At 59.0% G+C, this 13,249-nt stretch carries 12 protein-coding genes and 2 pseudogenes; 3 read left to right on the plus strand and 11 right to left on the minus strand.

Annotated features, from left to right (window positions below; genetic code table 11):
- Positions 1-273: 273 nt before the first annotated feature.
- Together XI08_RS25025 and XI08_RS25030 are read right to left on the minus strand one after the other, a co-directional pair.
- Positions 274-603 (minus strand): hypothetical protein, encoded by a 330-nt coding sequence (locus XI08_RS25025; protein ID WP_271576398.1) that lies wholly within the window; start codon positions 601-603, stop codon positions 274-276.
- Between the two features lie 192 nt (positions 604-795).
- Positions 796-1,743, minus strand: a complete 948-nt coding sequence (locus tag XI08_RS25030; RefSeq protein ID WP_271576399.1) for an ABC transporter substrate-binding protein — start codon at positions 1,741-1,743, stop codon at positions 796-798.
- A gap of 313 nt (positions 1,744-2,056) precedes the next feature.
- Between XI08_RS25030 and ku the strand changes: the two are divergent.
- Together ku and XI08_RS25040 are read left to right on the plus strand one after the other, a co-directional pair.
- A pseudogene (gene ku / locus XI08_RS25035) lies at positions 2,057-2,482 on the plus strand (non-homologous end joining protein Ku); the annotation flags it as partial.
- Positions 2,483-2,839: 357 nt separating this feature from the next.
- Entirely contained in the window at positions 2,840-4,495 is a 1,656-nt protein-coding gene (locus XI08_RS25040) for a recombinase family protein (RefSeq protein WP_271576400.1), read from the plus strand.
- 385 nt (positions 4,496-4,880) lie between these two features.
- On the opposite strand, the gene XI08_RS25045 is transcribed toward XI08_RS25040, so the two are convergent.
- The 6 genes and pseudogenes from XI08_RS25045 to XI08_RS25070 all read right to left on the minus strand — a co-directional run bounded on the left by XI08_RS25045 (position 4,881) and on the right by XI08_RS25070 (position 11,777).
- Positions 4,881-6,710 carry a carbamoyltransferase family protein gene (locus tag XI08_RS25045; protein WP_271576401.1) on the minus strand — a complete coding sequence of 610 codons (1,830 nt, stop codon included), beginning with the start codon at positions 6,708-6,710 and terminating at the stop codon, positions 4,881-4,883.
- Between the two features lie 5 nt (positions 6,711-6,715).
- Positions 6,716-6,865 (minus strand): DUF5989 family protein, encoded by a 150-nt coding sequence (locus XI08_RS25050; protein WP_235886039.1) that lies wholly within the window; start codon positions 6,863-6,865, stop codon positions 6,716-6,718.
- Between the two features lie 2 nt (positions 6,866-6,867).
- Positions 6,868-7,293 (minus strand): hypothetical protein, encoded by a 426-nt coding sequence (locus XI08_RS25055; protein ID WP_271576402.1) that lies wholly within the window; start codon positions 7,291-7,293, stop codon positions 6,868-6,870.
- 115 nt (positions 7,294-7,408) lie between these two features.
- Positions 7,409-7,712 (minus strand): annotated as a pseudogene (locus XI08_RS25060) (Hsp20 family protein); the annotation flags it as partial.
- Positions 7,713-7,913: 201 nt separating this feature from the next.
- Positions 7,914-8,156 carry a GNAT family N-acetyltransferase gene (locus XI08_RS25065; RefSeq protein ID WP_135179575.1) on the minus strand — a complete coding sequence of 81 codons (243 nt, stop codon included), beginning with the start codon at positions 8,154-8,156 and terminating at the stop codon, positions 7,914-7,916.
- A 3,426-nt stretch (positions 8,157-11,582) separates the two neighbouring features.
- Complete coding sequence (locus XI08_RS25070; RefSeq protein ID WP_271576403.1) at positions 11,583-11,777, minus strand: hypothetical protein; 195 nt, start codon at positions 11,775-11,777, stop codon at positions 11,583-11,585.
- A gap of 346 nt (positions 11,778-12,123) precedes the next feature.
- On the opposite strand from XI08_RS25070, the gene XI08_RS25075 reads away from it, so the two are divergent.
- Entirely contained in the window at positions 12,124-12,309 is a 186-nt protein-coding gene (locus tag XI08_RS25075; RefSeq protein ID WP_027545902.1) for a hypothetical protein, read from the plus strand.
- A 12-nt stretch (positions 12,310-12,321) separates the two neighbouring features.
- Here XI08_RS25075 and XI08_RS25080 read toward each other — a convergent pair whose 3' ends face one another.
- The 3 genes from XI08_RS25080 to XI08_RS25090 all read right to left on the minus strand — a co-directional run bounded on the left by XI08_RS25080 (position 12,322) and on the right by XI08_RS25090 (position 12,930).
- Positions 12,322-12,471 carry a hypothetical protein gene (locus XI08_RS25080; RefSeq protein WP_271576404.1) on the minus strand — a complete coding sequence of 50 codons (150 nt, stop codon included), beginning with the start codon at positions 12,469-12,471 and terminating at the stop codon, positions 12,322-12,324.
- A gap of 21 nt (positions 12,472-12,492) precedes the next feature.
- Positions 12,493-12,666, minus strand: coding sequence for a DUF3606 domain-containing protein (locus XI08_RS25085; RefSeq protein WP_271576405.1), 174 nt, complete (start codon positions 12,664-12,666; stop codon positions 12,493-12,495).
- A gap of 72 nt (positions 12,667-12,738) precedes the next feature.
- Positions 12,739-12,930 (minus strand): DUF3606 domain-containing protein, encoded by a 192-nt coding sequence (locus XI08_RS25090; RefSeq protein WP_235885733.1) that lies wholly within the window; start codon positions 12,928-12,930, stop codon positions 12,739-12,741.
- Between the last annotated feature and the right edge of the window lie 319 nt (positions 12,931-13,249).

The following is a 13,249-nucleotide window of genomic DNA, read 5'->3' on the forward strand; positions in this document are numbered from 1 at the left end:
GTGGATTTGCAGCAGCCTGCTAGCCGCAGGCAAGTTGCCCGGCGAAAAGCAAGTCGCCGAAATCAAGCAATCGGGCCGCCGCTAGTCCACGCCGCCCGCTGGCTATATCAGAGAGAGGGATCGGATAGCATGGCTCGAAGGTATCGAGCTATGCGGAATGCCCGCTTCGGTCAAAAGCGGTGGTTGGCCCCAGGGTCCGTCATGTCGCGTCTTCCGCGAGGAGCGGAAGCCGCCGCAATCGTTGCGGCATTCAGCTTCCAACGCGAACGATGGTTAGCGGGACTTGTCTCCCGTGCTTGCCCCCGTGGTCAGGTCGGTTTCCGGCCGGCCCGGAGGATGGGCAGAAGCGCCCGACTTGTCTTGATTGCTCACGTATCCGGGCTCCCCTGAATTGCGGGTCTTGATTCCTTTGTCTGCTTCGCGCTGCATTTGCGCTCCGGCCTGCTCGTCCGCCTTAAGTCCCTTGTCCGAATCCTGGTGCATCTGTTCGCTGGTTTGCGGGCTGGGTGCGGCCTGCTGCGGCCCGGGCTGTTGTTGCGCGGTTGCGGAAAAAGCGATTCCGCTTCCGGCAACGACAATGATTGCGAGAATCGAGGTTCGCATAGGTTTCTCCCTCAAGAGGGTTACTGCCTTTGGTAACGCGCCTGCTTCCGGACGTTTCCTGGCCGTGGCCTTTTTCTTCGGCCTCGCGTACGGATACGGAAGAGTGACACTTACGCACCCCGGACACCTGCTGATCACGCGCGAAACCTCTTCGCAATGGCACGGCAAGTGCACTGTCACCGAAATCGAGACTCACTCGATCGTCCTGTCGGCACGAGAGAGCAGCATCGGCGGCATTTCGACACCCAGCATTTTGGCTGTCTTGAGATTGACGACCAACTCAAGCTTGGTCGGCTGCTCAACGGGCACGTCAATCACCTTTGCACCCCTCAATAGCCTTGCGACCTGACGCGCGCATTGGTCGAAGACCTGGCTGAGGCGGGGTCCGTAACCCATCAGCCCGCCTTCTTCCGCCTGCTCGGGCCACTGCAGAATGGCGGGCAGGCGGCGCAGGGCCAGCCGATCGCGGATCAGGTACTGGAATCTCGATGACAGGATCGGCGATGCCAGCAGGTTGACCGCTTCGACCTCTTCGGCCCTCATGGAGTCGATCACACGGATAAGATCTTCCTCGGATCGTGCGGCAAACGGAACGATCTCGATGCCGAACCTCTTGGCGGCACTTTCGAGAGCGCTCATGTTTGGTATCGGCAGGCGGTCGGCGAGGACGGCTATTCGCCGGGCATTGGGCAGTGCTTCATGCAGCAGCTCCAGTCGCTTGGCGTCGAGCTGGAACGCAAAGATGGCAACACCAGTGGTGTTACCTTCGGGATGCGGCATGGAGGCGACAAGATTGCTGCCAAGCAAGTCGTCGGCGATCACCACGATTGGAATGTGTTGCGTTGCCTTCTGTGCCGCCCGCCCTGCTTCGGCCCCGACCGCCACCAGGACATTTGGATTCGCCGCGGCTAGTTCAACAGCCATGCTGGCGTAGGAGACGGCAGCCACGCCTTCGCCACGGCCGTCTATCTCAAGGTTGCTGCCTCTGACAAAGCCGGCTCTGCCCAGCTCATCGAAGAAGCTGGGGAATACCGGCCCCAATGTCGCAACGCGATACTGCCGGCCAGCCCGCTGTGCCCGGGCTTCGAGCGGCAATGCCGCAGCGCCAGCAATCAGCGTGATGAACTCGCGCCGCTTCATGGAGCCTCCGGGAGGATCTGACCCGGTTTCAGCCTAGCACATTGGAGGCGAGGTGTCGGCTACGGGTCAAACTGAGACGTCCGGGCGCTCAGCCGGCAGGTCGGCTTTACCCCCAACCCCAGACAAACCGCTGCATCGGACTAACTGACGCGATGGACCAGAAGCAGACTTCAGCGTCGTGGGCGATAGCGCTCCTTGCGGACTACGCGGGCGGCAAATCGAGGCCGTCGGGTAGCCTGATCCAAAGAACGCTTTGCTCGTATGAGGAGTGAGGAGACAGATGGCAATGCAAGCTTGGAGGCGAGGAAGAGCGTACCCGGCCACTTCCGAGAGCGAGAAGATCTCGTTCAACCAGCTCAACCGGCAGACCGGCCACCGCATCAAGTATCTCAAGGTCGACTCCGACCCTGGCGACGAGGTCGCCAACGAGGACATCGTTAAGGGTTACGCCCTGGACAAGGACACCTTCATCGAGGTGACCAAGGAGGAGCTTGAGAACGTGGCGCTGGAATCCACACGCACCATCGAGATCGACGAGTTCGTCGACCGTAGCGAGATCGATCCGCGATACCTGATCCGTCCCTACTACCTGCGGCCGGACGGCAAGGTCGGCCATGACGCCTTTGCCGTGATCCGCGAGACCATCCGCGAGATGGACAAGGTCGCTATTGGCCGCGTCGTGCTGACCAACCGCGAGCACATCATTGCGCTCTCACTGGAGAAAGGACTTGTCGGCACAACGACTCTAATCACATGGTCGCCCCATCCAGAGACGAATTGAGCATGGATGAGAATCGGTTGGGATTGAGGCGTGACGGTTGCTTGGTTACGAGGACCAAACGGCGCGCGCGACAAGTTCACTCTCGCAGCTACCGCTCAGAACTTTCGCAAGATGGCCAAGCATTATCCCGATGCAACCCCTCAAGCCCGCATAAAAGGCCGATACAGCCGTTCGGCCGCATCGCGCCGGCGTCAATGCATTGCCGCCCCTTTTCAACGGAATCGACCAGAATCAGACGCGCGGCGGGCTCCTAGAGCTGATCGACTGAAGTAGGACAGGAGGGCTGATTGTATTTCAGCTCGTTCCGTCTACAGCATGCAGTTTGAGCCTAAGAGCGCATGGTCGATCGGTGCTGTCACTGCCGTGATGTCAAAAGCTCTCATTGTACACAAAGACCGTTTGCTCCAACCGCAAAACACGTATCGCGCGGCGCAATACGTCCGGATGTCAACAGACCATCAGCAATACTCAATCGAAAATCAGGCGGCGGTGATCGCCACGTACGCCGAGCTTCACAATCTAACAATTGTCCGCACCTATCGAGACGAGGGTGAGAGCGGACTGAAAATCGAAAATAGGCAAGGTCTTATCAAACTAATTGATGACGTTCGGTCTGATCAGGCGGACTTTGGTCATCTGCTGGTCTTTGACGTTAGTCGTTGGGGGCGCTTTCAAGACGTCGATGAGAGCGCGCACTATGAGTTCATCTGTCGGAAGGCTGGGGTAAGAGTTACATATTGCGCGGAGCAGTTTGACAATGATGGCAGTCTGCTTTCCAGCATCATCAAGAATATCAAAAGAGTTATGGCGGCCGAGTTCAGTCGAGAGCTCTCTGGGAGAGTTCACGCAGCTTCTGTGCGTCTTGCAAGCAAAGGCTTCAAAGTAGGCGGTCGGGAGCCTTTTGGACTAGAGCGACGAGTTGTGGACGGCGAATTCGGGTGGAAAGGAACCCTACAAGCCGGCGAGCATAAATTTCTGTCGACAGACCGGGTAAGGCTGGCTCCTGGATCAGATGCGAAAGTCGAAGTCGTCCGATGGATTTTCAATGAATACCTCCGGGGAGCGTCCCAAGAGGCAATCGCGCGGGAGCTTAATAGGCGTGGTATTCTGACCAATAGAGGAGGGCCATGGTGCCAAAGCTCCATTAGCACACTTCTGCGGCGGGAGGCTTACATTGGCAACGTTATATACAATCGGCACACGCAGAAACTCGGCGCCAAGAGAGCCACCAATCCGAAAGACCTCTGGGTTAGAAGCGAGGGCGCAATCGAAGCCATAGTCGAGTGTGATGTGTTCAGACGCGTTAGCAAAGCCTTAGAGCAGCGTTGCGTCCACATATCGGAAGAAGAAATGCTTGTTCGCCTTCGGAAGCTTCTAATGAAGAAAGGGAAATTGAGCGCGCCAATTATTGATGCTGCGCCGGGCTTGCCATCTGTAGGGACATATCTAAAACACTTCGGCGCTCTGCGGAATCTCTACCGTATGATCGGTTATGCCGGCAACAAAAGCTACTGGGCCAAGCTTGATACGCATAAACGATTGGTAGAACGTCAGCTAGAAAATGCAGCGCTGCTCCAGGAGGCTTTCGAGAAATCGGGTCGGAGCGCCACCTTTTACTCATCGAATCACTGCTTACGGGTCGATGATGCAGTGAATATCTGTTTCCGTGTAGCTACATGCCGAAAATATGTCAGCATTCCGCCGAAATGGAAGCTAGTTCGCCGTGCACGATGGCCTGCGGGATGGGTGGTGGTTCTGCGGCTCGCCGAGAATAATGAAGCAATCCTGGACTACGTCATAATGCCGTCAACGTCGCTGTCGTTTCAGGGCCAGTTGTTCTGGTTCTCCGAGGCGTCTCGTGCATCTTGCAAAATTGAACGATTCGACACTTTTGAAGAAGTGTCTCGAGTCCTCATCGAAAGTGTCAACAAAGGAGTACGTGGCGCGAAATGTAGAACTCAATCCATTTGATCAGTGCGCAGCCAGACTGGATTAAGGGCAGGGCCCCGCCTATGTCAGGACGATTTGTTTGAGCTGACACGGCGTTCCCCGGATTATCAGCATCCTCCCGCGTAGCACTAAGATGGCCGGCAAGACCGAGCGCGAACAGGTGAACCGTGATCCTAGCCTAACATATGCTGCGCATATACCGATGCCGTGGCCCAACGCGCTGCAACGCCGGTCGCGGTTGCGATGCCGAGCAAAGCTACCAGCAGCAGTCCGCGGTGCTCTGGCCGCCGTTGTAGGACTTCAGGTTCAGCCCGTCGTCCACGCGGCACGGCGACCGCCGCATTCACCCTGCGGCGCGCTGAAACGCCAGAACAGAGCCCGCGCCGGCGACGGGCCTGAAGAAGCGCTAATCCAGTTCGAAAGCCGAACTGTAATCCCGCCTGAGATCGGGATTCTGCTCGCCCTTGCATAGCACGCAGTTGCCGACTACGAGCACATCCAACTCGTTGCCCATGAAGCAGCGGAAAGCATCTTCCGGCGTGCATACGATCGGCTCGCCGCGCACGTTGAAGCTGGTGTTGACCAGAATCGGGCACCCCGTCCGCGCCTTGAATCGCGTGAGCAGCCGATGAAAGCGCGGGTTGGTCTCGGCGCTGACCGTCTGGATGCGGGCGGAATAATCGACATGGGTTACCGCGGGAATGTCAGAGCGGGCAATGTTGAGCTTGTCGATGCCGAACAGCGCCTGCTCCTCTGCGCTCATGGCGCGCCGCTTGTCCTTCCTCACGTCGGCGACGATCAGCATGTAGGGACTGTCTGAATCGAGCTCGAACCAGTCGACGACGTCCTCACGCAGCACCGCCGGCGCAAAGGGACGAAAACTCTCACGGTACTTCACCTTGAGATTGAGGTTCTTCTGCATGGTCGGTGAGCGGGGATCGCCGAGGATCGAGCGCGCCCCCAGCGAGCGGGGGCCAAATTCCATACGGCCTTGGAACCACCCCACCGCGAGCTGATCGGACAGTGCCTTGGCCGTTGCCTCGATCATGTCGTCCTCACTCAGAACGGCATAGCGCGCCCCGCAAGCGGTCAGCCTCCGTTCAATCTCGCTGTCCGAAAATTCCGGCCCGAGAAAAGCGCCAGACATTCCATCAGTCACGGCGATGCTGCGCGGCCCGCCCTTGAACTGATGGAAGGCCGCAAGTGCCGCGCCGACTGCGCCGCCCGCATCGCCCGCCGCCGGCTGAATCCAGAGACGGTCGAACTGGCCGCCGCGCAGCACCTTCCCATTGGCCACGCAATTGAGGGCCACGCCGCCGGCAAGACAGAGATTGCGTGCACCGGTCCGGCTCGCGAGGCTGCGCGTCAGCCGCAGCACCGCTTCCTCCAGCACAGCCTGAATAGAGGCTGCGACATCCATGTGGAACGGCGTCAGCAACTGATCCGGCGAGCGCGCAGGCTGCCCGAACAGCTGGGCGAACCGCTCGTTGGTCATGGCGAGGCCAGTGCAATAGTCGAAATAGGACATGTTCAGCCGGAATGATCCGTCGGGCTTCAGGTCGACCAAATGATCCAGAATACGCTGTGCGTATTTGGGCTGGCCGTAAGGCGCCAAACCCATCACCTTGTACTCTCCGGAATTAACCTTGAAGCCCGTGTAATAGGTCACGGCCGAATAGAGCAGGCCGAGGGAATGGGGAAAATGAATCTCCTGGAAGATTTCGAGGCGGCTGCCGTCGCCTGTCGCCGCCGACGTCGTCGCCCATTCTCCGACCCCGTCCATGGTGAGGACTGCGGCCCTGTCGAACGGCGATGGGTAGAACGCGGACGCGGCGTGGCTCAGATGATGCTCGGAGAATAGCAGCTTCTCCGACGCGAAATCCTCATCGAACTCCCGAAGCAGATTTTGCAACAGGCTCTTCTGGAACAGCTTCTCCTTGAGCCACAGCGGAATCGCCATCTGGAAGGAGCGGAAGCCACGCGGTGCAAGCGCGATATACGTTTCAAGCAGGCGCTCGAATTTCAGGAATGGCTTGTCGTAGAACACGACATGATCGATTTTGGAAAGTCCTGCGCCCGCAGCTTCCAGGCAGTAGCGAACCGCATGGCGCGGAAACGACGCATCGTGCTTCTGGCGTGTGAAGCGCTCCTCTTGAGCGGCAGCGACGATGCGACCGTCCTCGACGAGCGCCGCGGCGCTGTCGTGATAGAACGCAGAGATGCCGAGAATGCGCATTTACCTCAGAACAGCGTGTAGATGAACGGCGCGACCGCAGAGCCCTTCGCTAGCACGATAACGCCCCCAAACACGACCATCATGATCAGGATCGGCAGCAGCCAGAATTTCTTCCGCAGACGCGTGAAGCGCCAAAGCTCGGCCAGAAACTCCATCATCAGAACTGGTCTCTCATCGTTTCCGGCGCGGGCCCCGGCGTGCGCGCGATCCAATAGCTTTCCGCACCGGGCTCGCGTTTCAGCCGCAGCAGATCTTTGCCGCGCAGCCGCATGACGAGGCCCGTCGGCAAGATCGTACCATAAAAGAGAAGACCCATGACGATGGGGTTGATGACCTTGTGCAGAAGCAGGCCGAATTTCATCCAAAGGCGATTGAGCGGGTGCAGCATGGACGGACGAATCCATGCCGCGGCGAGGAAAAGAGCCGCGGCGGATAGGGTCCACGGCCACAGCTGGCCAAGGTGCCAGCCGTTCGAAAGACTTAGAAGCGCGAGCGCACCCGCGATCACCCAGCCGAAGGTCCGGTCCGATCCGGGAAGCGATGCCTCCTCGCGAGTGAAACTTTCGTGGGTTGACTGCGGCATCAGAACTCTGCCTCCTTCACCGGGTTAGCTTGGCTGACTTGGAGCGCGAATAAGAAGATCATAGTCCCTGCCCCATGCATTCTGTCGAGACGCTCGGAGTTCATTTCGGAGATATTCAATGAAGCGATGGTTTCATTACCGCCAGTTCGGCCGAGACAGTCAGCGTCGTGTCGGTCTCGCAGAGCTCGACCTTCGGCCAACCGAAGCGACCTTCCATGGCTTCCGGGACCTCGCGGACGAGGTCGATAATCAGCAGGCCATCCTGGAACGAGGCCGGCTTGACTTGAACGTATTCGGCAAGGTTGAACACCCGCCGGAATGGACGCGCGGCAATTCCTTGGTAGAGATATTCGCGCGGCTGCCTCGGGCTTCCGGCCCTCGATGGTGAGCGCATTCCGCGCTGCCGTCACCGCGATGTCCTAGACCCTGTTGGTAAAGTTTCAACACCTCGAGCAGATCGTGTTCTGCTGCACGGCGGATAACGCCTTCTTTCACGTGCTAATCCCATGGAGATGAGATTTGCGCATATTAGCTGCATCGGACCAACCTTCGTTGCGAGCAGACGGAATAGCAGTTGACCTTGCCGGCGGCGAATGCACGCATTACATGCATCGCCGGGTTCAGCAACGGGTCACTAAAAAATCCGGAAAGGGGGAATGCTGGCCGGGCGGGTAATCGTCGAGTACGCCAAACGCCCTGTAGCCAAGCCGTTTGTAAAATGCGCGTGCTTGAAAGCTGTACGTGTCCAACCATGCCCCACGACAGCCCCGCGCAATCGCTTCTCGCTCCGCTTGGAGCATTATTCTTCTACCAAGTCCGGGGCCGCGCAGGCTGTGCGGTACGAATAGAAGATCGACACGCATGAATGAGAAATTCGTTGCTCCCCACAGCCACCAAAGGTTTCACCGCTGTCATGGTCAGATAGGATAAATTACCAAGGACCGGTAGCTTTCCGGCTGACTGGCCAGGCTAGCCAATCCAATAGGTCCCATAGATCCACATAGGTTGAAGCGTTTCACTCCCGTTGTATGCGCGAACCATCAAGCGCCCGCTTAGGGTACGCCGCAACTCCACCCGCTTACCGTCTCCATGCTCCCGCACACCATGGAGCGGCGGCAAACGCAGCGAATTCAGCGCAGGCATCAGATGCGCGATCGAGAAGGGGTGGCCCGAGCTGCACGAGAGCGGGCCCCACGTCCGGCTTCTGGCATCACGCCGAGCTGTTTCCGCGTCAGTAAAGCAACATTACCGACATCCACGTCGCCAGCGACGCGCAGGGAGCAATTCCGAAATAAGGCAATGCAAGGCGCATCGGGTTTTCCCACCGAGACGCGAATATACGCTTAGCTTCGCATGTCTACCGGCCGACGACTACGAATCTACGGTTGTGCGGTGGCGGCGCCAAGCGAAGCCTTGGTGGCGCGCTCACGCCTCGTGCCAGCTTGAGGGCGAGAACGACCAGATCGAAGAAAAACCCGCCGACCTTGTGAGCCGGCGGGGAGTTGGACTGTAGATTACGATCGGTGTCACCAATCGCCGTAAGATTGTATCCGTAAAAGCGCGCAGCGGGAACCACTTACCTCTTCAAGCAGAGCCCAACTGTTGGCGATGTCCCACACTTTGCGCCGTCGGCGCCGCCGCCGTTTGGGCAGAACACAGAAACAAGCGCTTCGCTGCCATCACAGTTCACAGCGCCATCCGCCTGCACTGCACGGACGCTCGGTTCGGCCTTGTCCCCTTTATCGCCCTTCGGCCCTTGAGGTCCCTGTGGGCCTTGTGCGCCGACTGCACCTTGAGGACCAGGGACGCCCTGAATACCCTGGGCGCCTTGCGGGCCGGCGGGACCTTGTGGCCCCGGATCGCCCTTCGGCCCAGGATCTCTCCCGCATGCTGCAAGTGCAAGGGCGGCGACGAGTGCCACAGCGGCTGTCAGCTTCTGCATGTTTCTCTCCCTCTGAGCGGCGTCATTAAAAGGGCTGCGGGCAGCCGCCGCAATAGAATGCCTGCCATGGGCCGGGCGCGAGCCACAAGCCTGGATCTTTCTGGTTTCACCGCGGATTGGTTCGTCACCGGCTATGCCGATTAGCCGGCTGGAATCCGGCTCCGGCGCCCCTGCCCCCCGTCGTGTACCGGAGCTGTTTAGCAGCTCTGCCCCCAATCGGTCAGCAATGTGATCGGATGCCCCGGAGCCGTTTCGCCAAACCAAACGACTACACGATGCCCCCGAAATCAACCCCGTCTTTGGCAAGCTTCTCCGCTTCTTCGGCGGACGCGGCTGGTTTGGTGTCGAGATAAGAATGCTCGGACGCTGGCAGGACAGTGCGGATATTTCGCCCATCGGCCCGCTTTATGCGAGCGACCCAGCGCTTTGGCCCCCGCTCGAATCGCTCGATATGCGTTTCGTTCCCCTTCTGTTTTTGCTCCTGTCCGGCTGTTCTTCAATGTCGAAAGACACCGCGTTGCCGACGCCGAGGCCCCGCAGGAAACGTCGTTATCAGATGAAATTTTGCGGGAAGGGATTGCCAAGGCTACCGATGACGCGCACCTGCAAGGCCCAATCGAAACATCCTCGCTGCGAAAAACAAGTCTCGGTCCGGGTTCATCTTTTGTCTGCTTGAGAGAGGCAAATCCGACCGCGGGCAAGCAGTCCTCACCCTACTCCGTGTTCTTTGAAGGCAATACCTACAAGAATGCCCGGCTACACCGGGTGGAACGACGCCAGGTCGGCCGGAGTTTTCTCCAGAGAGGCAACCGTGGATCTAACCGAGAGCGAGCGCGCGTTCTTGAAGTAGCTATCTCCCGACCAGTGGATCAGCACCCCGCTGTTTGATCACGAGCTCGTCGCAGGCCTAGTAGAGTTGGGGGCTTGGATGAGGCAATCCCCCAAACATCGGGCGACACCCCATACCGCATTACCGCATTGCGTTGAGCGGATAACGGTACAACTCACGAGCGATATGCACTCTCCCTCGCAGAAGCTTGGGGACATTCTGCCGTTAGGTCAGCGCGTCTGTATTTTCCGAATCGACAGTTCATGGTCGCTCAGCCACGCGCCACGTTCAGGGGTGTAGGAGTGAGCCAGTTTCTGTCGACGCTTCTGCTAGTTACCGCGGTAATTTTGACCGTCTGCTTTGGAGTGGCGGCCTGGCGCCTCTCTGACGAGAAGGACATCGACGTCACTGGCCAAATTCCGCGCCAGTCTTATGGCTGGAAACCGACATCGAGGAATTGAGCGGGCCGCACCGCGATCTGCTCTGGAGCAAGCCACTTTCAGAGTACGCCCTCTGTCAGACGTGCAAGCGTCTCTTGATCCCGCTGCCGATCCGTGGGCATTTCAAGAAGCGGCCGCCATTGGACCGGAGACCCGATAAGGGACCGACTCGACGAGTACGACGAGATAGGCCCGTCGGCGTGGTTCGCCCCACGCAAATGCAAAATCCCTAGCGCGCGAACGCTGGGGTGTCTTCGAAGAAAAATTTGGTCTAAGCAATGAACGAATGATAGCAGACGATGTCCGTTGCGCTTGTGAAGTAGTCCGCGAAGGGCCAAAAACCGACCTACGTGGCACCGACCAACAGTCTAGACGCGCCCCGGTCGCTTCATCGCCAAATCTTGCCAAGCGATCAGAAGGCGGACCAAATCCGTCGCCGAGAACCCATACGTGTCGGGCAGTCCACAGTTTCGGCCTGCGGTCAAACCAGCATTAAACTTCTCGAAAAAGCTGAAGTTTGGCTTCGCAGATCGAAACACCACCTTGCGAGCCGAAAAGACCCAAAGTCGCTGACCTGCCCCCAATAGAAGGCTCTTGTTCGATACAGACTGGTCACTTCAAAGCCGGCCTGACTAAGGCTCAGAGAGCGCGCGCCGAAGAAGAGCACTCTCGCGATGCCAATCGCCAGTCCAATGCCCGCATTGGCAGGAGAACGAGAAAGAGCATTCCAAATCACAAAGACGCAGCTCGCTGTCATTAATGCTGAGCCTAACGTCATGAACCACCATTTGACGCGAGACGGAATTAGGACAATGGGTCCGGGAAATCTTCCGATGACGCCTGATGCTGCTTTGGACACTTCAGCAGTCCCTGTTCGCAATGCTGCATCCTAGACGGGAAACTTATCCGAAACACCAACAAAGCGGCGCGAACTGTTGAAATCTCCGAATGTCGGCAACGGGTCAAAGGCTGGTGTCGCCGTCGCAGCGGCTGCAGCCCGCAAGGGTCGGAAGCGGCCATGCGGGGCTCTCCAGGCTGGGACACGCCCTCCCACGAGGGCGCAACCGGAATGGCGCTCTCACTGCCTCTGGATGATGTCGGGCGATTTGCTTGGCTGCGCTGGCAACGCTTCCTGGACCTGCGCAAGGTAGGCCTTGTCGTAATACTCCAAGGCGAGGATATGCATGGCCCTTGCTTTTTCTGGGTCGGATTCTGCCAGTGCCATCCGGGACGCAATTTCGGCTTGCTTCAAATAGTACTCAGCGGTCGGCACGATGGTTTCTCCCCACGACGCCCCCTAACGCACGGAATTGCAACTTGTTCCCGGGATAGATTCAAATTTCCGAGGCGGGCTTACCTAATCTGCCCAGGGTCAAAAGATCTGCCCAGGGTCAAAAGCCGGCGTCGCAGTCGCAGCGTCTAAAGTCCGCAAGGGTCAGAAGCGGCCATGCGGGGCTCACTGGAAATGCCCGATGCTGCCATCATGCCAGTGTTTTGCCCAACGGTGCAACTTTATTCAAATGCGGCAAATCGGATTTGGCGGAATGAAATCTGTTCGCGCCAGGATGGGACATGCCCTCCCACGAGGGCGCAACCGGAAAGGTTCGGAGAGAACGCCGATGTACTACGTCGCCGCCGCATTGCTGGGGTTGTCGGGACTGTTCTACTCCGCGAGCCATCACGAGCTCGGCCAGTTCGGCGCGGACGTGTGCCGCTACGGCGGTGCGTTCTGCGACAATCCGGTGGTCGTCTTCACCGGCGCGGCCCTGGCCGCGGCCTGGGGCATGTTCGTCAGCATCAAGTAGCCGGACGCCGTCTCACGTCTCGTTGTTCTCATAACGCTCGCGCACGATGCTGTCGGCGACATGCCGCTCGGTGCGGCTGCGGGTGCGGTTGCGCAGCACACCATAGATCAGCGCCACCAGCAGGACGAAGGCGGCGATGAAGAAGACTGCTTCCAGGCCCATGATACCCTCCAGCTGTATCAGCTACACCGCGAGCTCCTTGCGGACGGCCGCGGCCGAATTGCCGACCTTGTCGACGGCCTTTTGCAGCTCCTCCTTCGAGACGCCGAGCGTATGGGTCCAGTATTTGACCTCAAAGGCCTCGTCCATGTTGATCTTGCTGCGGTCCGGCTGCTCGCGCTTCGTCAGATTGTCCATCGGCCAATTCCTCGCTTCCTGAAAACGGGAAACGTCGTCATGGGCACGCCGTTCCTAAATCCGGCCGGCGGCTTACGCCTCCAGCTTGCCCGGTCTCGCGGCGGCCACTTCCTTGACGAGGGCCGAGATCGAATTGCCTGATTTCCGAAGCGCATCGGCGAACTGATCGGGCGACAGCTTGAGGCGCTTGCGCAGGGTCTTGACCTGCACCTTGTCGCTCAAGTCGAGCGAATTGCGAAGATTGACCGGCTTAAGCCTGTTCATGTGCGTCTCTGCTGCCGAGGGGATGGAGCCGAACCGCGACAAGGCGAGCATGACGCGCCGCCGTCGCGATGGTGACCGTCCCGCTCCTCGCTAAGAGACGTCGCCGCAAAGTCAACATGCGCGGTGAAGCGGCGTTCCTCCGCGTCCGGAATGATCGCTCAAAGGGAATGAACACCTCGCGGGTGCCGGAGAAGGCGTCAGCCCGCCAGTGTGCGGTCCGTTTCGAACGGAGCTGCACAGGCGCAAAAGAAAAGCCCGCGACCGATCACGGCGCGGGCTCGACGATGTCTGTGATGGTGCCACACGACGCTGGCTGCGC

The sequence above is a fragment of the Bradyrhizobium sp. CCBAU 11361 genome, from assembly GCF_028128935.1.
GTDB classification, from domain to species: Bacteria; Pseudomonadota; Alphaproteobacteria; order Rhizobiales; family Xanthobacteraceae; genus Bradyrhizobium; species Bradyrhizobium niftali.

Excerpts from the sequence above, each read along its gene's own strand:
- XI08_RS25025 (WP_271576398.1), bottom strand. The coding sequence starts at position 603 with ATGCGAACCTCGATTCTCGCAATCATTGTCGTTGCCGGAAGCGGAATC.
- XI08_RS25030 (WP_271576399.1), bottom strand. The coding sequence starts at position 1,743 with ATGAAGCGGCGCGAGTTCATCACGCTGATTGCTGGCGCTGCGGCATTG.
- XI08_RS25040 (WP_271576400.1), top strand. The coding sequence starts at position 2,840 with ATGCAGTTTGAGCCTAAGAGCGCATGGTCGATCGGTGCTGTCACTGCC.
- XI08_RS25045 (WP_271576401.1), bottom strand. The coding sequence starts at position 6,710 with ATGCGCATTCTCGGCATCTCTGCGTTCTATCACGACAGCGCCGCGGCG.
- XI08_RS25050 (WP_235886039.1), bottom strand. The coding sequence starts at position 6,865 with ATGGAGTTTCTGGCCGAGCTTTGGCGCTTCACGCGTCTGCGGAAGAAA.
- XI08_RS25055 (WP_271576402.1), bottom strand. The coding sequence starts at position 7,293 with ATGCCGCAGTCAACCCACGAAAGTTTCACTCGCGAGGAGGCATCGCTT.
- XI08_RS25065 (WP_135179575.1), bottom strand. The coding sequence starts at position 8,156 with ATGCGTGTCGATCTTCTATTCGTACCGCACAGCCTGCGCGGCCCCGGA.
- XI08_RS25075 (WP_027545902.1), top strand. The coding sequence starts at position 12,124 with ATGTACTACGTCGCCGCCGCATTGCTGGGGTTGTCGGGACTGTTCTAC.
- XI08_RS25080 (WP_271576404.1), bottom strand. The coding sequence starts at position 12,471 with ATGGGCCTGGAAGCAGTCTTCTTCATCGCCGCCTTCGTCCTGCTGGTG.
- XI08_RS25085 (WP_271576405.1), bottom strand. The coding sequence starts at position 12,666 with ATGGACAATCTGACGAAGCGCGAGCAGCCGGACCGCAGCAAGATCAAC.
- XI08_RS25090 (WP_235885733.1), bottom strand. The coding sequence starts at position 12,930 with ATGAACAGGCTTAAGCCGGTCAATCTTCGCAATTCGCTCGACTTGAGC.